The organism is Maritalea myrionectae DSM 19524 (assembly GCF_000423365.1).
GTDB classification, from domain to species: domain Bacteria; phylum Pseudomonadota; class Alphaproteobacteria; order Rhizobiales; family Devosiaceae; genus Maritalea; species Maritalea myrionectae.
In genome coordinates this window covers 535,300-554,856 of the sequence record NZ_AUHV01000003.1, presented here as the reverse complement: position 1 = coordinate 554,856, position 19,557 = coordinate 535,300, and the positions used below count along the sequence as shown (strand labels likewise).

General features: G+C 53.9%; 17 protein-coding genes. 10 read left to right on the top strand and 7 right to left on the bottom strand.

Annotation, left to right across the window (positions count from 1 at the left end):
• Positions 1–44: 44 nt before the first annotated feature.
• The 4 genes from G549_RS0108845 to G549_RS0108830 are packed head-to-tail and all read left to right on the top strand — an operon-like array spanning position 45 to position 4,555.
• Positions 45–992 carry an ABC transporter permease gene (locus tag G549_RS0108845; RefSeq protein ID WP_027834721.1) on the top strand — a complete coding sequence of 316 codons (948 nt, stop codon included), beginning with the start codon at positions 45–47 and terminating at the stop codon, positions 990–992.
• A complete protein-coding gene (locus tag G549_RS0108840) occupies positions 989–2,872 on the top strand; it encodes a dipeptide/oligopeptide/nickel ABC transporter permease/ATP-binding protein (protein WP_210162412.1) in 1,884 nt (627 codons plus the stop codon). The genes G549_RS0108845 and G549_RS0108840 overlap by 4 nt, the downstream gene beginning before the upstream one ends.
• Positions 2,869–3,822 carry an ABC transporter ATP-binding protein gene (locus G549_RS0108835; RefSeq protein WP_027834719.1) on the top strand — a complete coding sequence of 318 codons (954 nt, stop codon included), beginning with the start codon at positions 2,869–2,871 and terminating at the stop codon, positions 3,820–3,822. Before G549_RS0108840 ends, G549_RS0108835 begins: the two co-directional genes overlap by 4 nt.
• Positions 3,791–4,555: a FadR/GntR family transcriptional regulator gene (locus G549_RS0108830; RefSeq protein WP_051213573.1), complete on the top strand. Its 765-nt coding sequence runs from the start codon at positions 3,791–3,793 to the stop codon at positions 4,553–4,555. Before G549_RS0108835 ends, G549_RS0108830 begins: the two co-directional genes overlap by 32 nt.
• Here G549_RS0108830 and G549_RS0108825 read toward each other — a convergent pair.
• The gene (locus G549_RS0108825; protein ID WP_027834717.1) at positions 4,542–5,753 is read right to left on the bottom strand and encodes a TIGR03862 family flavoprotein; all 1,212 of its coding nucleotides are present in this window, start codon (positions 5,751–5,753) and stop codon (positions 4,542–4,544) included. The two genes, G549_RS0108830 and G549_RS0108825, sit on opposite strands and share 14 nt — an antisense overlap.
• 75 nt (positions 5,754–5,828) lie before the next feature.
• Between G549_RS0108825 and G549_RS0108820 the strand changes: the two genes are divergently transcribed.
• Entirely contained in the window at positions 5,829–6,512 is a 684-nt protein-coding gene (locus tag G549_RS0108820) for a gamma-glutamyl-gamma-aminobutyrate hydrolase family protein (protein ID WP_036221789.1), read from the top strand.
• Here G549_RS0108820 and G549_RS0108815 read toward each other — a convergent pair.
• Complete coding sequence (locus G549_RS0108815; protein ID WP_051213572.1) at positions 6,509–8,947, bottom strand: sensor histidine kinase; 2,439 nt, start codon at positions 8,945–8,947, stop codon at positions 6,509–6,511. The two genes, G549_RS0108820 and G549_RS0108815, sit on opposite strands and share 4 nt — an antisense overlap.
• Positions 8,937–9,608, bottom strand: a complete 672-nt coding sequence (locus G549_RS0108810) for a response regulator transcription factor (protein ID WP_027834714.1) — start codon at positions 9,606–9,608, stop codon at positions 8,937–8,939. The genes G549_RS0108815 and G549_RS0108810 overlap by 11 nt, the downstream gene beginning before the upstream one ends.
• 58 nt (positions 9,609–9,666) lie before the next feature.
• On the opposite strand from G549_RS0108810, the gene G549_RS19665 reads away from it, so the two are divergent.
• Positions 9,667–10,806 (top strand): AbrB family transcriptional regulator, encoded by a 1,140-nt coding sequence (locus G549_RS19665; protein ID WP_169449634.1) that lies wholly within the window; start codon positions 9,667–9,669, stop codon positions 10,804–10,806.
• Positions 10,807–10,849: 43 nt separating this feature from the next.
• Here G549_RS19665 and G549_RS0108800 read toward each other — a convergent pair whose 3' ends face one another.
• From G549_RS0108800 to G549_RS0108785, 4 genes are read right to left on the bottom strand one after another with little or no spacing between them, the layout of a single operon-like run.
• Positions 10,850–12,001 (bottom strand): ABC transporter ATP-binding protein, encoded by a 1,152-nt coding sequence (locus G549_RS0108800; RefSeq protein WP_425462132.1) that lies wholly within the window; start codon positions 11,999–12,001, stop codon positions 10,850–10,852.
• Positions 12,002–12,005: 4 nt separating this feature from the next.
• A complete protein-coding gene (locus G549_RS0108795) occupies positions 12,006–12,857 on the bottom strand; it encodes a carbohydrate ABC transporter permease (RefSeq protein ID WP_205468121.1) in 852 nt (283 codons plus the stop codon).
• A gap of 52 nt (positions 12,858–12,909) precedes the next feature.
• On the bottom strand, positions 12,910–13,782 hold the full coding sequence (locus G549_RS0108790) for a carbohydrate ABC transporter permease (protein WP_027834711.1): 873 nt from the start codon (positions 13,780–13,782) through the stop codon (positions 12,910–12,912).
• Between the two features lie 60 nt (positions 13,783–13,842).
• A complete protein-coding gene (locus tag G549_RS0108785; RefSeq protein ID WP_027834710.1) occupies positions 13,843–15,087 on the bottom strand; it encodes an ABC transporter substrate-binding protein in 1,245 nt (414 codons plus the stop codon).
• Positions 15,088–15,336: 249 nt separating this feature from the next.
• Here G549_RS0108785 and G549_RS0108780 point away from each other — a divergent pair, with 249 nt between their 5' ends.
• The 4 genes from G549_RS0108780 (at position 15,337) to G549_RS19660 (ending at position 19,554) form a co-directional block, all read left to right on the top strand.
• Positions 15,337–16,074 carry a response regulator transcription factor gene (locus tag G549_RS0108780; protein WP_027834709.1) on the top strand — a complete coding sequence of 246 codons (738 nt, stop codon included), beginning with the start codon at positions 15,337–15,339 and terminating at the stop codon, positions 16,072–16,074.
• The gene (locus G549_RS0108775) at positions 16,067–17,569 is read left to right on the top strand and encodes a sensor histidine kinase (protein WP_027834708.1); all 1,503 of its coding nucleotides are present in this window, start codon (positions 16,067–16,069) and stop codon (positions 17,567–17,569) included. Before G549_RS0108780 ends, G549_RS0108775 begins: the two co-directional genes overlap by 8 nt.
• 192 nt (positions 17,570–17,761) lie before the next feature.
• Positions 17,762–18,937, top strand: a complete 1,176-nt coding sequence (locus G549_RS0108770) for a transporter substrate-binding domain-containing protein (RefSeq protein WP_027834707.1) — start codon at positions 17,762–17,764, stop codon at positions 18,935–18,937.
• The gene (locus G549_RS19660; protein ID WP_051213569.1) at positions 18,934–19,554 is read left to right on the top strand and encodes an ANTAR domain-containing response regulator; all 621 of its coding nucleotides are present in this window, start codon (positions 18,934–18,936) and stop codon (positions 19,552–19,554) included. Before G549_RS0108770 ends, G549_RS19660 begins: the two co-directional genes overlap by 4 nt.
• Positions 19,555–19,557: the final 3 nt, after the last annotated feature.

Genomic DNA, 19,557 nt, shown 5'->3' with positions numbered 1-19,557 from the left:
TTGGCGGGCATAACGTCCGCCAATTTCTTTGATAGGGGGGAATAATGGCTGCCTATATTCTCAAAAGGCTGATATCGGCCATTCCGGTTTTATTCGGCATTACGCTCATTGTGTTTTTGATCATGGCGATGATCCCCGGTGATCCGGCGACCGCAATTTTGGGCGCCTATGCGACACCGGAAAATGTGGCAAAAATCAATAAAGACCTTGGCCTGGATGCTCCCCTGTTTCAGCGCTATTTCATTTGGTTGGGCAATATGCTCACTGGTGATTTCGGGCGCTCCTTTTCATTGAACCGGCCGGTTCTGGATGAAATTCTCGATCGGTTCAGCGCGACGCTTATTTTGGCGGGCATCAGCTTTGTGCTTTGCGCCATATTTGGCATTTTGGCCGGGGTGATTTCCGCTGCCCGGCAGTATGGCTGGGCCGACAAAGCCATCACCTTCACCGTGTTGATCGGCATTTCAATTCCGTCCTTCTTTTTGGGCATGGTGATGATTTTGGTTTTTGCGGTGCGGCTGCGCTGGTTCCCGGTTTCGGGCATGTACGCCATTTATGGCGGCGGCGATTTGCCTGATCTGCTCAATCATTTGGTGATGCCGGCATTGGCCTTGGCTGCGGTGGCGACAGGTGTCGTAGCGCGAATGTCGCGCTCGGCGATGCTTGAGGTGTTGCGGCAAGACTATATCCGCACCGCACGCGCCAAGGGCGTGCACGAGCGCAAGGTGATATTGGGGCACGCGCTGAAATCAGCGATGGTGACCATCATTCCTGTGCTCGGCATTCAAGCCGGGTTTGTGCTGTCCGGCGCGGTATATATTGAAATGGTTTTCCAATGGCCTGGCATTGGCCGCATGTTGGTGGATGCGATTTTGAAACGCGATATTTTGCTGGTGCAAGGCGGTGTGGTGTTCGTCGCGGCCTGTTACGTGCTGTTCAACATTATTGTTGATGTGGCCCAGTCTCTTCTCGATCCGAGGATCAAATCATGATCCAGTTTCTCAAACTATTATTCCGCAACCGTTTGGCAGGCCTTGGCGCTGTCGTGCTGACTTTCATTTTGCTGCTGGCACTGTTGACGCCGATTTTGCCGCTGCCCGATCCTGACATCACCGCGACCGGGGACCGCTTTATGCCGCCCTTCTCGGATGGCCATTTATTGGGCACTGATCATTTGGGACGCGACCTGCTTTCCCGCTTGATGTGGGGCACGCGATTGTCGCTGGCGGTGGGTGCAGCGGCAGCTTTAATCGCGGCCTTTATCGGTTCGACCATCGGGATTGTCGCCGGCTTTTTGAGTGGTCGCACGGACAATGTGATTATGCGGCTTGTCGATATGCTGATGGCCTTTCCCTATATCCTGCTGGCGCTGGCGATTGTGGCGGCGCTTGGGCCCGGGCTGATCAACGCTTTGATCGCTGTGGCTGCGGTCAATATCCCGTTTTTCGCGCGGAATATACGTGGCGTCACGGTTGGGTTGGCCAACAAAGAGTTTGTCGATGCGGCGCGGCTGAGCGGCATGAGCAATATCCAGATCATATTGTCTGAAATTTTGCCCAATGTGTTGCCGGTGATTGTGATTGCCATGTCGACCACTGTGGGGTGGATGATTTTGGAAACCGCGGGCCTGTCCTTCCTCGGCCTTGGGTCGCAACCGCCACAGGCGGATTTGGGCTCTATGCTTGGGGAGGCGCGCGCCGCACTGATCACCTCACCACACACCTCGATTGTGCCGGGCATCATGATCTTTTTGATCGTCATGTCGATCAATCTACTGGGCGATGGCGTGCGGGATGCGATTGATCCGCGCTTGAAATCGGGCGCGCTGTCGCGGCCTTTGCCTGCCACAATTGTGGAACGCAAAGAGACGCCGCCAGTTGCGAGCGATGATTTGTTGGCGCTGCAGGATCTGCGCACCGAATTTCATGTTGGTGACCGGACTTATAAAGCGGTGGGCGGCGTTTCGCTTAAAGTGAATAAGGGCGAGTGCCTTGGCATTATCGGCGAGTCTGGCTCTGGCAAATCGGTCACCGCCTTGTCGGTGATGGGGCTGGTGGCCTCACCGCCGGGCAAAATTGTGGGCGGCGCGGTTAGCTTTCAGGGCAATGATCTTGTGGGCGCATCTTACGACGAATTGCGCGCGCTGCGCGGCGACCGTGTGGCCTATATTTTCCAGGACCCGCTGTCCACGCTGCACCCGCTCTATAAGGTTGGGGATCAACTGATCGAGGCGATGCAGGCACACCGGCGTATGCCGCAAAAAGAAGCGCGGGCGCGGGCAATTGAGTTGCTCGATTCCGTCCGCATTCCGAATGCGGCGCGGCGGGTGGATAATTATCCGCACGAAATGTCTGGCGGTATGCGCCAGCGTGTGTCCATCGCCATGGCGTTGGCCAACGAGCCGGATGTGATCATCGCGGATGAACCGACGACGGCGCTGGATGTGACGGTGCAAGCACAAATCTTGTCGTTGCTGGATGATTTGCGGCGCGAGCGTGACTTGGCGATTGTCTTCATCACCCACGATTTTGGCGTGGTGGCGCAATTGTGTGATCGCGTCGCGGTGATGTATGCGGGGCGCATCGTGGAAGAGGGGCCAACAGCTGCTATTCTTGATGATCCGCAACATCCTTATACCAAACGATTGATGGCTTGTGTGCCGGAATTGGGCGGCGGCAAGCGCGAATTGCACGCCATTGCCGGGTTGCCCCCTGCTGTGGATCGGTTGCCGCAAGGGTGTGCGTTCGCGCCGCGGTGCGAGTTTGCGCAAGATGTGTGCAGGCAAGGTGAGATCAAGCTAGAGCCAAATGGCGACCGCGCCGTGCGGTGCCTATTTCCCGATAAGGTTAGCCAAACTGAGGTGACATCATGAATGCACTTGAAGTGAAAAACCTCACCAAGACGTTTGAGGTAGGCAAAACCCTGTTCACGAAAGGGCAGGGCGTGAAGGCCGTGCGTGGCATGAGCTTTGATGTGCGTGATGGTGAAACGCTGGGCATTGTGGGTGAAAGTGGCTGTGGTAAGTCCACCTTGGCGCGGATGCTGGTGGGGCTGTTGCCGCCCAGCGAAGGCGACATTCAGATTGAGGGCAAAGTGCAGGACAAGGCCAACCCCCGCGAGTTTGGCCAGATGATCCAATATGTGTTTCAAGACCCGATCTCTAGCCTGAACCCGCGTAAAACCATCCGTCAGATTATTGAAACGCCGTTAAAGCGGTTGCATGGCATGGGCAAAGCCGAGCGGAGCAAGCGGATCAGCGAGATTTTTGCTTCGGTCAATCTGCGGGAAGAGTTTTTGGATCGCTATCCGCACGAATTTTCCGGTGGGCAGGCGCAGCGGATCGGCATTGCGCGGGCTTTGGCCGCGGCGGCCCGTATCCTGATTTTAGATGAACCTGTGTCCGCGCTGGATGTGTCGGTGCAGGCGCAAGTCTTGAACCTGCTTGCGGAATTGAAGAAAGAGTTTGGCCTCACTTACCTGTTCATCAGCCATGATTTGGCAGTTGTGGAAGCGGTGAGTGATCGGGTGATGGTTTTGTATTTTGGGGCGATTGTGGAAGTTGGGCCAGCCGATGCCATCTTCAAACATGCCAAACACCCCTACACCAAATTGCTGGCGGATAGTGCGCCAGTGGTGGGGCGGGCGCTGGAAGCGCCAAAGCAAAAGGCCGATGAATTGCCTGATCCGCTCAACCCGCCAAAGGGCTGCCCGTTTGCCAAGCGCTGTATATATGCTACTGACATTTGCGAAACCACTGATCCGGCGCTAATCGAAATGGGAGAAGATCACTTTGCCGCTTGTCACAACCCAATCAAAGGATGAGCCACGGCTGAGCCGGCCTGTCCGCGTAGCCGAAGCCATAAAAGACTGGGTGGTGGAAAAAGGGCTTAAAAAGGGTGATCGCCTGCCAAGCGAACCGGAGATGATCGAGCAGTTTGGCATGGCCAAAGGCACCATCCGTGAAGCCATGCGGATATTAGAGGCGCAGGGCTTGGTGCGCACCCGCACCGGACCTGGTGGCGGCAGCTTCGTGCACGAAGTGTCCAAGCAGCGGGCGCGGGCCTTGCTGGGGAATTATTTCTATTTCCAAGATCTGACCATTGCTGACATTTATGAGCTGCGCTGTACGCTGGAGCCACAATTGGCCGCTTCGCTCGCGGGCAAATTGTCGGATGAGTTTTTGGACCAGCTTGAGGCCAATATTGCCAGCTATCCGGAGCCGGCCCAGTCGGCGGATGAAGAGCGCGAGCAACATATCGCCTCGCTGCGGTTTCACGCTTTGCTGGCCACGCAGTCCAAGAATAAGCTGCTGGGTTTTTTGATCGACTTTATGACCAACATGCTGGCGGATCTTACGGTTTATCGCAAATTATATAACCCACCGAATGTCGAGCTTTGGCAGCGAGGCCGGGACTATCAGGAGCATCTGGTGCAGGCGCTGCGCGATGGCGATGCGGCAGCTGCACATCAGATTATGGGTGACCATATGGCGACCGCGCAAACCCTGATGTCGCTGCAAGAAGCGGAAATGCAAAAGCGGTTTATTTCTGAATAGCCCATTGCATCAACCCCGATGCCGCGGCGCGGCCCGTGGCCAAGCAAGCGGTGATCAGATAGCCACCCGTTGGCGCTTCCCAATCAATCATTTCACCCGCTACAAAAAGGCCGGGGCGCTTTCTGAGCATGTAGTTGGAATCCATTTCATCCCATTTCACGCCGCCTGCGCTGGAAATGGCGTGGGTGATCGGTTGGGGCGCGATGATTGGTAAGGGCAGTGCCTTGATCAATTGTGCGAGTTCTGCTGGCGTGCGTTTGCTGACGTCAGGTTGCACCTCGCGCACAAGCGCGGCCTTCGCGCCGGTGAGTTTGGCGCCTTTGCGCAACAGGTTGGACAGGCTTTGCTTGGGCTTTTGTTTTTCCAGTCTGGTTATGAGCTTTTCCACCGTTTGGCCGGCGACCAGATCAAGGACCAATTCGGCCTTACCTTTTTCCGCGATTGCGTCGCGTAAAGCGGCGCTGTGGTGGTAGATCAGGCTGCCTTCAACACCATTCTTTGTAATGACAAACTCGCCCAATTGGGTGCCAAAATCGCTTGTGGCCCCAACGGATTTGATGGGCGCGCCCGCAAACTTTTCTTTAAAATGGTCACTCCATTCCACCACAAATCCACAATTGGCGGGTTGGAAGGGCGCAATATCGATATCAAGCTGATTTAGATATTCAATCCAGTCGCCGTTGCCACCCAAACGGGGCCATGAGGTGCCGCCGAGGGCGAGAATGGTGCCGTCGTGCTGGGCTTTCACTATACCTTCGGGGGTGTTGAACACCAATTTGTCGGCATCAAATCCGGCCCAGCGGTGTCGGGTTTTAAGGGTAACGTTTAAATCGTTCAGCCGCCCCAGCCAATTGCGCAGCAATGGTGACGCTTTCATGGCCTTCGGGAACACGCGACCAGAGGAGCCGACAAATGTTTCTGCTCCCATTTCATTGGCCCAGCGGCGAATATCCATGGGCATCAAATCGTCAAGTGCTGGCGCGAGGGCGGCTCTGGCGCGACCATAGCGAGATTTGAACTGGTCAAATTCTTCATTGTGGGTGATGTTTAGGCCAGATTTGCCTGCCATCAAAAATTTGCGGGCCGGGGTGGGCATGGCCTCATAGATGGTGACATCGTGGCCATGTTGGGCCAAAAGTTCTGCCGCTGCTAAACCCGCTGGCCCACCGCCGATGATCGCAAAATTTGAATTTGTCATAGCGGCAACTGGTGCCATAGGGTGCGTTAGGTTGCAAGACAATTGCGTTGTGTCGACCGTGTGCGAGGAGTGAGAATGCTGCCTAAAATTGCGATTTTGTTGGATGAGAATACGAGTGAAGGCGGCACCCGCTATGAGTTGGGCAAAAACTATGTCGAGGCGATAGTGCGGGCGGGCGGCCAACCTGTTGGACTATTCTTTTCGCCAGGCCAATTGATTGAGGCAGCTGATATTTATGATGGCCTTTTGTGCCCAGGCGGGCGGTTTGCCTATCCCGATCACTTCTACGCACAGGATTGGACATCAAAGTCGCCAGCAAGCGACCGTTTTCAATCGGAGTTACAGTTGGTGGAGGCATTTCTCGCGCGCGACAAGCCAGTGTTGGGTATCTGCGCCGGTATGCAGCTTTTGGCCTGTATTCGCGGCGCCAAGATGACGCCTGATCTGGTGACGACCGAGCATGTTGGCAGACATGATGGGGCCGATTTGTGGCATGAAGTGGATATTGTGCCGGAGACAAGATTGGCCACGATCACTAAAGCGCGCTCAATTGAGGTCAATAGTTTGCATCGCGAAGCATTGGTTGCTGTGCCCGATACTGTGGTAATTGGCGCTTATTCTGATGATGGAATAATCGAGGCGATTGAATTACCGGATCAAAAATTCGCCATCGGGGTGCAATGGCACCAGGAGAAGTTTTGTCGCGAAGAACATCCCGGCAACGCTTTATTTGATGCGTTCATCGCGGCCGCGTCCTAGTCGATATTTTGCACGGCTTGTTGCCAGCTTTCCAAAAACTTTTCGCGTTTCATCTGATCGAGATAGGTCAACAGGCCGATCGACAGCCGGATAGGCACAAAGCGGCCAGAATCGATTGAGAGCAGATTGTCCCTATTGGCTTGATTGATGCTCAAATATTTCTCTGAAATGGGCAGGAGGCCGGACCGTTCGGAAATCACGGATTGCCCGGCGTCGGAGAGCAGGAATTGCACAAAATTCCGCGCCCATTCGCGATTGTCGGCTGCTTTGGCGACAAACACTGTTCGCGACATAACCGGGTTAAAATCGTCAAAGAAATGCACGCCCAAATCTGGATTATCTTCCAGGGCATTCAGCGCATATGAGCCGATCACGTTGAGGCTCATTTTCAGTTCGCCCCGGGCCGTGGCTTCTATCATGCTGCCGGTGCAGCAAAAAACGCGTACGCCGGCCCGTCCCAAGCTTTCCGCGATGCGGAAAAACTGTTGTGACAGCCGTGCTTCTTGCGTGGCGAGCAGATAGCCCGCGCCAGATTTTCGAATATCGTAATACCCGATTTGCGCCCGCAGCAAATCTTCGTTGTCGCGAATGAAATTGGCCATTTCCGCATGGGTTTCAGGCAGGCTCTGCCCTTCAAATGTGGGCTTGTGATAAATCACGGCTGCCGGTTCAAAAGTGTAGCCGAATAGTTCTGATCGCCATGATGCCCATGATTTGAGGTTGGGCAACGCCTGCGCTGGGATTGCTTGCGCGAAGCCTTTGTTAACCAGATCAATTTGCAGGTCCATCGCCGAACTCATCACGATATCCGGCGTGTCTGGATCATTGTTGAGTATGCGGCGATAAAGGTCTGCGGTTAGGATTTCTGTGTATTTGACGCTGACGCCGCGATTGGCGGCCATAAAGGCATCAACAACGGGTTGGAAGGCGGACTTATCAGTTGCTCCCCATATTTCAAGCACTGTGGCGTCGGCGCGGGCAGGCTGTAGTTGCGCAAAGGAACCGAGGCCGACAATCGCCAGCAACAGGATGGCAGCAAGGCGTTGCGCTTGAAAGATCATACGCGCGAGAAGACCGCCATTTGGGCTCTCCCGCAATTGCAACTCGCCGCTGTGAGCATCGACCACCTCCTTGACGATGGCGAGGCCCAGGCCTGAGCCTTTCGCGTTGATATCCAGAGATTTGAAGCGTTGCAAAACTGTCTCCCTTTGGTGAATGGGAATGCCGGGGCCTTCATCTTCCACTTCAATGGCGATGTGATCCTCCCCCTGTGGTGTTAAGCGCAACGTGATTTCGTTTTTCTCCGGCCCATGTCGAATGGCATTTTCGATGAGATTTTTGAGCGCTTCATTTATGGATATCTGGTCGCCATAAATCATCGCTTCGTCATTGTCCACGCTGGCATCATCAAGGGTCAGATTAACCTCGCGCAAGCTGGTGTCGCGCAACATATCGGTGATCAAATCTCGGACCAGTTTTTTGAGGTCAAATTCGCTCATGGCCTGGTTTTCAGCCCTGTGAATGACCATGGCGTGGGAGAGCAATTGATTGGTCAAGCGCGTGGCGCGGGCGGCTTGGTCTTCCGCTCGCTTCAGGCGACGGCGCATTTGGGTTTGGTCTTTGGCGTCGGCGGCAAGAGATAAATGCCCTTGCAGCGCGGAAAGGGAGGTGCGGGTTTGGTGCGCCACATCGGCCATAAATGCTTCGCTTTGCTGCCTTGCTTGCTCGAGGCGGGCCATAAAGCCATTGATGGCGTTGATCAGCCCCACCACTTCGCGCGGCGGTTGCAAGCTGAGTTCGGTTAAATCCGTGGGTTCGCGCTTTGATAGGTTCTGCTCGATCTTTGCCAAAGGCTGCAGGGCTTTGCGGATGGCAAACCAAACAAAGGCCAGCCCGATGAGCGAGATCATCGCGACACCTGTCAGGCCCGCTAGAAACAGGGAGAAGGCATGATTGTCGCGGGCAATCGTGGTTTGGGCGATGGTGATTGTGACCCATTTGCGTGCATTGGGCGTGATGATGCTTCGGCTTTGCTGCACAACGCGGACACGGGTGTCCAAAAATTCCTGATCGCTGAAGGCTGGTGCGGCATTTTTCTCATTTTCGGCGATTTCGGCCAGTTTGGGGTTGCCGGTCAACAAGGTGCCATCTTCAGTTGTGAGACTATAAAATACCCGGTCTTGCGGCGCGAGGCTGAGAATGTCGAGGGCCGAGTGCGGCAGGTCGATGGCGATTTCCTCGTCGGCGTAAGACACTTTTTCCAAAATTGATAAGGCCGCCCCGGCCAACAGCAAGTCGTAGCTTTTGTTGGCCGCATTGCGGGTAAAGCCGATCAGGAAAATGGAGATAATCACCAAAAGGAGGGCAAAGCCGACACCCATCGCCGTCATCAACCGGCGGCGCAGGGAATAATGTGCGCCTGCTCTAATGCTCATTCACATACACCATATAGCCAAGTCCGCGGACAGTTTTGATGATCAGCGGGGTATCTTCAAGCTTTTTGCGCAAACGCGTTACATGTTGTTCCACGGCATTGAGGCTTGGGGCTTCCTCATAGGTATAAAGTTTGTCCGCCACATCTTCTTTGCTCAGCACGCTGCCCAAATGGCTGAGAAAGATCTCCATCAATTGCACCTCTTTGTTTTTGAGGTCCATGTCTTTGCCGTTCACATAGGCGCGGCGGGCGAGGCGGTCATAGGTGAAATTGTCCGCCACAAACTCATTGATGGCGGTGCCCGCGCTGCGGCGACCGAGCACGCGGACGCGCGCGCCCAATTCGCGGAAATCGAACGGTTTGACCATAAAATCATCTGCCCCGGCATCAAGGCCCAAGACGCGGTCTTCGATTTGTGATCGTGCAGTGAGCACCAAAACGGGAATATCCACTTGCCCGGCGCGCATGGATTTTAAAATCTCAAACCCGGATTTGTCGGGGAGGTTTACATCGAGAATAACCAGATCGAATTGTGCATGTTTGAGCAACAGGTCGGCGGTTTCACCATTGGTTTCAAGGTCGACGACATGACCTTCATCCTGCAGTCGCTCAACAATTGTTTCAGCCAGATCTTGATTGTCTTCCACCACCAATATGCGCATGGGCTTATCATACGCTTGAATGGGGTTTGGCCAAGTCCTTTTGCTGAAAGTCAGCTTGATGTCAGCTACAAGTCAGCTTAAGGACATCAATATCTGCTATGTACCCAAGAACTTCTCGCTCGAGCAGGGGACTGATTTGATCACCTACACCTCATTCAAGCCGTTTATTTTGCCCATCAAAACATTGGCCGTTGGCGCGTTGGGGGCGGGGTTGGCGGTTGCGCTGAATTTGCCCGCCGCACCTCTGTTGGGGGCGATGTTGGCCACCGCAGCACTTGGCTGGGGCGGGGTGCGGCTTTCATTGCCAGATCGGTTTCGTGACGCCGGTTTGCTGGTGATTGGTTTGTCGCTTGGGTCAGGCTTTACCCGCGATATGCTTGGCGATGCGGGGGAATATGCATTTAGCTTGGGCTTGCTCTCAATTTCAATTGTGGTGTCGATGTTAGCCAGCTCATGGCTGCTGACCCGTTATTGGCGGCAGTCGGCAACGACAGCGTTGTTGGCGAGTGCGCCCGGCACGCTTTCGCTGGCTTTGGCCATGGCGGCTGAAGGCAAAGGCGACAGCACCACCGTCATTTGCTTGCAATCAATGCGCCTGCTGATGTTGGCGGCATTTTTGCCATTGCTGGTGAGTTTTATGGGTGCTGATGGCTCTGGTGGCGCAAATGCGGATCAGGTGTTGAGTTGGACCATGCTGGGGTTGTTGACCCTTTTGGGCATTCTGCTCGGGCTTGTGTTTGGCCGCCTGCATTTTCCGGCGCCGTTTTTGCTGGGGGGCATGGTGGTGAGTGCTATTGCGCATATGGCGGAATGGGCGCATGGGTTGCCGCCGGCAATGGTGATCTTTTTGGGCTTTGCCTTGGTCGGCGCGGCCAGCGGCGCCCGGTTTTCCAATATTGCGTTGCACGACTTGGTCAAAAATCTGGGGGCCGCATTTGCAAGCGTTGCTGTGGCTGCCGCTGTGTCAGCGCTGTTTGCCTTTGCGGCCAGCGCGGCTTCAGGTTTGCCCTTGGCGCAAATCTGGGTGGCCTATGCGCCTGGGGGCGTGGAAGCGATGGCGGCGATCGGGTTGGCGCTGGGGTTTGATCCTGCCTTTGTGGCGTTGCACCATTTGTTCCGCATCAGTTTGTTGATTGCTATTTTGCCGTTGTTCGTGAAAATCGCCACGAATGCTGGACAAAAAAATGCCGGGCATTAATTGAATAAGCACCCGGCGAGGAAGGAAGAGTGGGTGTGCGCACCTAAGCGATGCGCGCACCGGTTTCGGGTTCAAAGACGGATGCCTTTGACAAGTCGAAAGCAAAACTTGCTGTTTCACCTGCAATAATCGTGGCGTCTGCGTTCAAACGCGCTGTGACCTGTTTGCCTGCGAGATTGGTGACCACAAATGTGTCGGACCCAGCGGGTTCCACCACATCAACACGACAGTCGGCAATTTGCCCCTTGGTGATGTGTTGGTTGGTGGAATCGGTGATGTTTTCGGGGCGCAACCCGAGAATGACCGATTTTTTGCCGCTCTTCAGCCCTTCAATTTCACGGTCAAAATCAAGGACGATGTCCTCCATATCGGGGCGTGTAATTGAAATCTTTGTGGCGTCGCCTTGTTTTTCTGCGCTGGCTGGAATGAGGTTCATCGACGGCGAGCCCATAAAGTCAGCCACAAACATGTTGGCGGGCTGATTGTAGATCTCGTTCGGCGTTCCAGCTTGCTGGATGACGCCATCCTTCATCACCACAATTTTCGTGGCCAATGTCATCGCCTCAATCTGATCGTGGGTCACATAGACGATGGACGCGCCCAAGGTCTGGTGCAGCCGTTTGATCTCTGTGCGCATTTCCACCCGCAGTTTCGCGTCCAAGTTGGACAAGGGCTCGTCGAACAGGAAGAGCTGTGGGTCGCGCACAAGGGCTCGGCCCATGGCCACACGTTGACGCTGGCCCCCAGAAAGCTGCGAGGGTTTGCGGTTAAGCAAATGATCGATTTGCAGCAATTTTGCCACTTCGTCGAGCTTGCGCTGTTGTTCCTGCTCCGCGACGCCGCGCACCTTCATGCCGAAGGTGATGTTTTTGCCCACGGTCATTGTGGGGTAAAGCGCGTAGGACTGGAACACCATGGCGATGTCCCGATCTTTGGGCGAAACGCCCGTCATGGAGCGTCCGCCAATGCGGATGTCACCATTTGTGGACGATTCCAACCCTGCGATGCAGTTGAGTAGGGTGGATTTGCCACAACCCGATGGACCGACCAGCACCAGAAAGTCACCCGGCTCAATGGCCACATTGATGTCTTTGAGGATTTTGACCGAACCAAAACTCTTGTCCAGATTTTCAATGGCCAAAATGTTCTTTGCGGTTTGCGGCGTTGCCATTTCTTTTTTCATAGCGTTTGACATGGGATTATCCCTTCACAGAGCCCGCGGTGAGGCCGCGAATAAAGTATTTACCTGCAACCACATAAACGAGAAGGGTGGGCAATGCGGCGATGATGGCTGCGGCCATATCCACATTGTATTCCTTCACGCCGGTGGTGGCGTTGACGATGTTGTTCAGTGCAACGGTGATGGGTTGTGTGCCTGCCTGGCTGAAGGACACACCAAACAGGAAATCATTCCAGATTTGGGTGAACTGCCAAATGACCGTGACCACAATGATGGGCGGCGAAACCGGCAAGAAGATCGAAAAAAAGATCCGGAAGAACCCGGCACCATCCACCTTGGCCGCTTTCACCAGTTCCTGAGGGATGGTGACATAGAAATTGCGGAAAAACAGGGTGGTGAAGCCAATGCCATAAACAATATGGACCAACATCAAGCCTGGAATGGTGCCTGCAATTTTCAAGGCGCCAAGTGTGATCGCCATGGGCAACAGCACCACTTGGAACGGAATGAAACAGCCGAACAGCATCAAGGCAAACAAGATGTTTGAGCCTTTAAAGCGCCATTGCGCCAACACATAGCCATTGATCGCCCCCAAAAGGGTTGAGATGGCAACTGCTGGGATGGACAACAGTACCGAATTCCAGAAGTAAGGCTGCAGGCCATTACATTGGATGCCGGTACACGCGCCGGACCACGCCTTTCCCCAAGATGAGAAATCAATCTCCCGTGGCAAGGACAGCAAGGAGCCTGTGCGGATTTCGTCAAGGCTTTTGAGCGAGGTCACAACCATCACAAAAAGCGGCATCAAATAGTAAAGCGCGAACAAGATCAGCAGCGTGTAGAGCCCGAGGCGAAGGGCGATGCGTTTCATCAACCGATTGCGGTTGGCCCGTTCGTCAAGCTGGTGATCGTTCATTGAATGATCAGTCATGGCGAGGCCTCAGTTCTGAATAAAGGTAGGGCACAATAATGGCGGTCACGATCATCATCATCACCGTAGCGCTGGATGCAGCCTGGCCGATATCGCCCCGCGAGAAGGCCATGGCATACATATAGGTGGCTGGCAGATCAGTGGCATAGCCGGGGCCGCCGCCTGTAAGCGCGATAACCAAGTCAAAGCTTTTAATCGCCAAGTGAGACAGGACGATAAAGGACGACAAGAAGATGGGAGCCATTGAAGGGATGATGATGCTCATATAGATGCGCGGCGTGGAAATGCCATCGACCATGGCGGCGCGAATGATCTCGCCGTCAACCGATCTTAGCCCGGCCAGGAACAGCGCCATCACAAAGCCTGATGACTGCCACACCCCCGCAATCACGACCGTGTAGATCGCTAAATCGGGATTGACGAGCCAATCAAAGGTGAAATTTTCAAAGCCCATGTCGCGGAATACGGATTCAATGCCCAATCCTGGGTTCAAAATCCATTTCCATGCGGTACCCGTCACAATAAAGCTGAGGGCCATGGGATAGAGGTAAATCGTGCGCAACGGGCCTTCAGTGCGGATTTTTTGATCCAGCATAATGGCGAGGATCAGGCCAATTACTGTGGCAAAAAGGATGAAAAGAATGCCAAATATTGCAAGGTTGGTCAGCGCAACTTCCCAGCGTGGGCTGGCGGCGAGCTTTTCATATTGAATGGGGCCAACCAAATCATATTTGGGAAGAAGCCGTGACTTTGTGAAGGAGACATAGGCTGTCCAGCCGATGAAGCCGTACACAAAGACGAAGATGGCGATCAAACTGGGCGCGAGCACCAGCTTGGGAACGTGTTTTTCGAGCCAATCGGTCATTGGTGAACTCCAAGGCCCCCACGCAACATGGATGTTGCGTGGGAGCTGATTAGGGGGAGATTATTGTGACGCAGCAACGGCTTGTGACAGTTGCGCAACGGCATCTTCAGAGCTCATATCTGAGTTGAAGTGTGCTGTAACCACATCGGTCACTGCACCCGCTTGTGCCCCGCGCAGCGCCATGCCGTGGGCATAGCTTGGCAGAAGTGAGCCATTTTCAATCGCGTCGCCCAATTCTGCATTCGATTGACGACCACAGAATTCAAACTCGTCCATAGACACATCCAAACGGGCTGGAATTGAGCCTTTGTTCAAGTTGAACACTTTTTGGAAGTTTTTGCCCATTGTGAGCTTGGCCAAGAGTTGCTGACCAGCCTGACGGTCATCGCCATCTACGTTGAAGAACGCAAAGCTATCGACGTTGTATAGGTATGCGCCTCTTGAAGGTGAAGAACAGTAAAAGTCTTCGCCTGGCTCTTTCCCAGCAGCGATAAATTCGCCTTTGGCCCAGTCGCCCATGATTTGGAAGGCGGCTTCGCCATTGATGACCATGGCAGTTGCCAAGTTCCAGTCACGACCGGAGAAGTTGTCATCAACATAACCGCGCAATGTGCGCATTTGATCAAACACTTGCACCATTGTTTCTGATGTCAGCGCGTCTTGATCAAGATCGACCAATGCATCGCGGTAGAATTCTGGGCCACCCAGGCCAACAACAACGGCTTCAAACAAAGTCGCGTCCTGCCAAGCCTGACCACCATGTGCCAATGGCAAAATGCCCATGCCTTGCAGTTTTTCGGCTGCAGCGTTGAACTCGTCCCATGTTTTTGGTGGCTCAATGCCGGCATCTTCCAGGATGCTGGCGTTCGACCAAATCCAATCGATCCGGTGAATGTTTACAGGCGCTGCACAATATTCACCATCACATTTGAGGTGATATTGAATGGCTTCTGGCAACAATTCATCCCAATTTTCGGCTTCTGCAACATCTTGAATGCTGCCCAAAGCGCCTTCTTCATACCATTCCTGGATGGATGGGCCTTTAAGCTGCACAGCTGTTGGTGCGTTGCCTGACAAAACGCGTGCCCGCAATGCGGTCATTGCGGCATCGCCGCCGCCGCCAGCAACAGGCATGTCTGTCCATGTGCCGCCATTTGCTTCAAACTCTTCCATGAGCACTTTCACCGCAGCAGCTTCGCCGCCAGATGTCCACCAGTGCAACACTTCAGCTTGTGGTTCGGCTTGTGCTGTAGTTGCTGCCATGCCGAGCGCAAACGCGCTTGAGACCAAAAGCATATTTTTCATTGTTTTTCCTCCCGCAAAAAATTTGCTGAACCCGAGACCGCCCCTTTGCGGACCGGGTTTGAACAGTTGCGAGTGCGGCGGCACGATTCACAAGAGGGAACATGCGCTCTACTCGGTTTGGGCCGAAGTTTTTGGCCTCGATTGTTACATGTTGTTACATGGCGGCTTTGCTTGTTACAATTTGTTACCCACAATATGCGACACACACGTGCAATGTGGATAAATGCATTTTGCCAGTTGGGGGGATTTATGACAATTCGGCGTATATTGGTTGTAGATGATGATCCTGATGTGGGCATCATGCTCAAGCAATATTTGACCCGAGAAGGCTATGCGGTGGAAATCGCACATGACACTGCAACCGCTTTGATTAAGGTGGGGCAGCAACGGGTGGATTTGATCTTTTTGGATGTGATGCTGGGGGAGGAATCTGGCTTCGATGTCTGTCAAAAATTGCGCGCTGAAAATGCGGTGCCTATCATCTTTTTGTCGGCCCTTTCAGCCGATCATCACCGATTGACCGGCTATCAGGTTGGGGGTGATGACTATATTGCAAAGCCCTTCAATCCGGGGTTATTGCTGGCGCGGGTAAAAGCGGTTTTTCGGCGCACGCAACGCGCCAGTTCCTTGAGCTATCGCCGCGATATTGCAACATATACATTTGGCAAATGGACCTTTCACGGCGACCGGGAAGAGTTGGTCGATCAGGACGGGGTGGAGACTATTTTGTCGAAGCGGGAAACTGCTTTGCTCAAGGCGTTTTTGGCCAATCCGCAAATCGCTTTGACGCGCGAGGAGATTTCCAGCGTGCTGACGGGGGAGGACGCGCCACAGGATAAGTTGGATGCGCAGCAAGGCCGCGCCATCGATGTGTTGGTTGGTCGATTACGCCAGAAAATTGAGCAAAATGCCAAGGCGCCCAAACTGATCAAGACCATGCGTGGGACAGGCTATCAATTGTGTTGCGCGGTGCAACGTCATGAATGAGCCCACGCCGCAAAGCGGCACGTCCAAGAATTTGTCGGCGACCTCCATTTCTTTTGTAATGATGGTTTTTGCTTTTGTCGCGGGGTTGGCAGCAGCCATCTTGTGGGAAAGCTCGAACAGCGCATGGCGCGCACATTTGGACCGGGGCTTTAATGCGGGCGTGGCTCTTTATGGTTTGGTCTCTGAATTGCGCGCCAACCCAGATGGGGTGCTACCTGAAACAGACTTTCAAGTCAGTGTGGTGCGGCCCATGCAGGAAATGCGCAACGGGGTGGAGCAAACGCTTTTCAATGTCTCCAATCGCTTGATTTATGAAACCAGCTTCTCGCTGCGCCAGAGCGGGCAGGGCCTGCCTGTGGGCAGCGGGCGCATGGGCATCCGCATTTTTTCGTCCGATGTGCGATATGCGATTGCCGAAGTGCAGAACCCGCAAAGCAAAGGGTTGGCCTATCAGTTTGGCGAAATATCGCGTGGGATTGCGCAAATCTGTTCTGACGCGACCATGTTTATTGAATTGGATGAGACACGTTGGCTCAAAGCGCAGGCGCCGGGGGTTTGGGCCTGCACTGCACGGCCTGCGGATTATCGATTGCTTGCTCTTTTGCTCGGCACGCTGGTGATTGGTATTTTGTTCAGCGTGGCGAACGGCTTTTCATTGATGCTGGATCGGCTGGCACGACAAATCTCAAAAGCTGCGCGGAGTGGTTTGATTGAAGAAATCCCCGAGCGCGGTGTGGCCGAAGTGCGCCGATTGACCGCTGCGGTGAATGAGTTTTTCAAAAATGAGCATGAGCGTTTGGAACAGCGCGCGCTTTTAATGTCGGGCATCTCCCATGATTTGGGCACACCTGCAACACGCCTGAAGCTGCGCACGGCCTTGATCGAAGATGATGGATTGCGCGAAAAGCTGGACCGCGACATTGATCAGATGACCGATATGATCGACGGGGTATTGAGCTATACCCGGCATGAGATGGACCAGGAACGGCCGAAGAAAATCTCGCTGCGCTCACTGGTGGAAGCACTTGTCGATGACTATCAGGATGTGGGTGAGCCTGTGCAGTTTGTGGCGCCAGAATTGGTGAATTTAGATCGACCGGGTAGCGTATTTTCACAAACCAGCGAAACCACAAAGCTCTTGTTGCAAGATCATCAGCGCGTTCTTTGTCGTTGCAAGCCAAATGCATTGCGGCGGGCGCTGACCAATTTGATCGATAATGCGATCAAATATGGTGAAAAAGCTGAAGTTCATTTGTTGGCCACGTCCGATCAGGTCACGATTAAGGTCATCGACCATGGCTCACACGTCAGTTTCGACATGCCTGAACGTTTGGTCGAGCCATTTGTGCGGGGTGAAAATGCGAAACTGACCAAGGGGACTGGCCTTGGTTTGACCATCACTAATTCGGTTGTGCGCGGCCATGGGGGCGAGTTGGAATTTGAGCCATTGGCCGATGGATTGTGCGTGACCATGACCCTGCCTAGGTGGATATGATTTTATAGATTTCGCATTAACTAGCTGAAATAAAACAGTAAAATTGGTTGGACAAATTTTTTGTATTTCTTGTTGACTAATTTTTGAACTGGCTCTACCGTTTTTAAGAACATAGTTTGGCAATGAAGCCCCTCCACTGACCGTAGTCGATCTGCGTTCAGTGGCGGGGCTTTTTTGTTTTGGGGAGGAATGATGTCAACGCAAATTCCGATTGGGCTTTTATTTTCGGTGACGGGTACCGACAAATATATCGGTATTGACGCTTTGGACGGCGCGATGATGGCGCTTGAAGAGGTGAATGCCGATCCCAGTTTTGACTTTGAATTTGTGCCTCACGTTCGCGATCCGGGCGACAGCCTGTCGCTGTTCCGTCGCTATGCTGAGGAGCTGCTCACCGAACATAATTGCCGCAACATTATCGGTACGGTGACCTCATCGTCGCGCAAGGAAGTGATCCCGGTGGTGGAAAAGCACGATGCGTTGCTGTGGTATTGCTGCCCTTATGAGGGCTTTGAAAGCTGCGAGAATGTCATCTATATCGGCTCCACGCCAAGCCTTCACATGGTGCCCTTGTTTGAATATGTGGTGCCGCGCTTTGGGGCGAATGCCTATATTGTCGGCTCCAACTATATTTGGGGTTGGGAAACGGGGCGGGTGGCCCGCGAGCTGCTCACCGCGTGCCATGGGCAGGTGCATGGCGAACGCTATGTTCCCATCGGTTCGGAAGATATTGGCCGCCTTATCGATGAGATTGAGCAAAAGCGTCCCGATTTTGTCCTCAACAATTTAATCGGCCATTCAAGCTACGCCTTCTTTGAGGCTTATAAGGCATTGGGTGAACGCGACCCGCATTTTCTGCCGGAAAATTGCCCCATCGTCAGCTGCAATATTACGGAAGCGGAAATTGATAGCATCGGGCAAGAACAATTGCTGGGGCATTTGACCACAGCGGTTTATTTCGAAACCCAGCCCAATGCCGAAAACCAATCCATGTTGGATGCGGTGCACCACCGCTATGGCGGTGAACGCCGCGGGTCGACCTATATGGTCTCGAACTATACGGCGATTAAAATGCTGGCCGCCGCGATCAGAGATACGGGTAGCGACGAAGTTGATCCCGTGCGCACCAATTTGCATGCCCGCAGATTTGATACGGCATTGGGGCCCTTGAAAATTGATCAATGGACCAACCATGCGGCCCTGCGGCCAGGGGTTGGTCGGTTTGACGGTTTGGGTTTTGAAATTGTTTCCGCCGCTGATGAGCTGGTTGAGGCTGATCCTTATTTCGTGCATTTCGATGCGAAAGAGTTCGCGCGCAAGATTGCGGAGCAGCAAAAAGTTGCGCCGCATTTGAGGGTGGTGAAATGACCAATTTCAACACCCCAAATTTTAGAGGCTGGCGCGCGGTCATTGTCCACCGCCACAGCGAAAATATGGAGCGGTTGATACGGCAGTTGGCGCGGTTGGGCATCGAGGCCGAATTGGTCTGGCCCTCACTCGAAGGTGTCGAAAGCGCTGACATTGTGTTCTTCGATGGGGACAACGCTTATGACGGTGTTTTTCCTTGGCCGGAGGGGCATGCGCCGGTGCCGATGATTGCTTTGATGGGGTCGGAGGCGCCGGGGCGGTTGGAGTGGGCTCTGCGCCAGGGTGTTTCCGCTCATCTGCTTAAACCAATCGGTTCCGGTGGTGTGTTCTCCACCCTTGTCTTTGCTGTGGCCAACTTTAACCAGCAGCGCGAACTGGCTGCTGAGATCACCGAGATGAAATCAAAAGCGCGGTTGCGTCCGAAAGTGGTGCGCACGGTGATTTCAGTGATGCAGCAACACGGGCTGGATGAAGACGCCGCCTATAAGCTGATCCGCGATGAAGCGATGAAGCGGCGGCAAAGCGTTGAGGCATTGTGTGAATCTGGATTTTTCGATCCAGGCAATGGGCACCATTCGCCCCCAAAACCAAATAGAAGAAATACGGGTTCAAGGTAATTT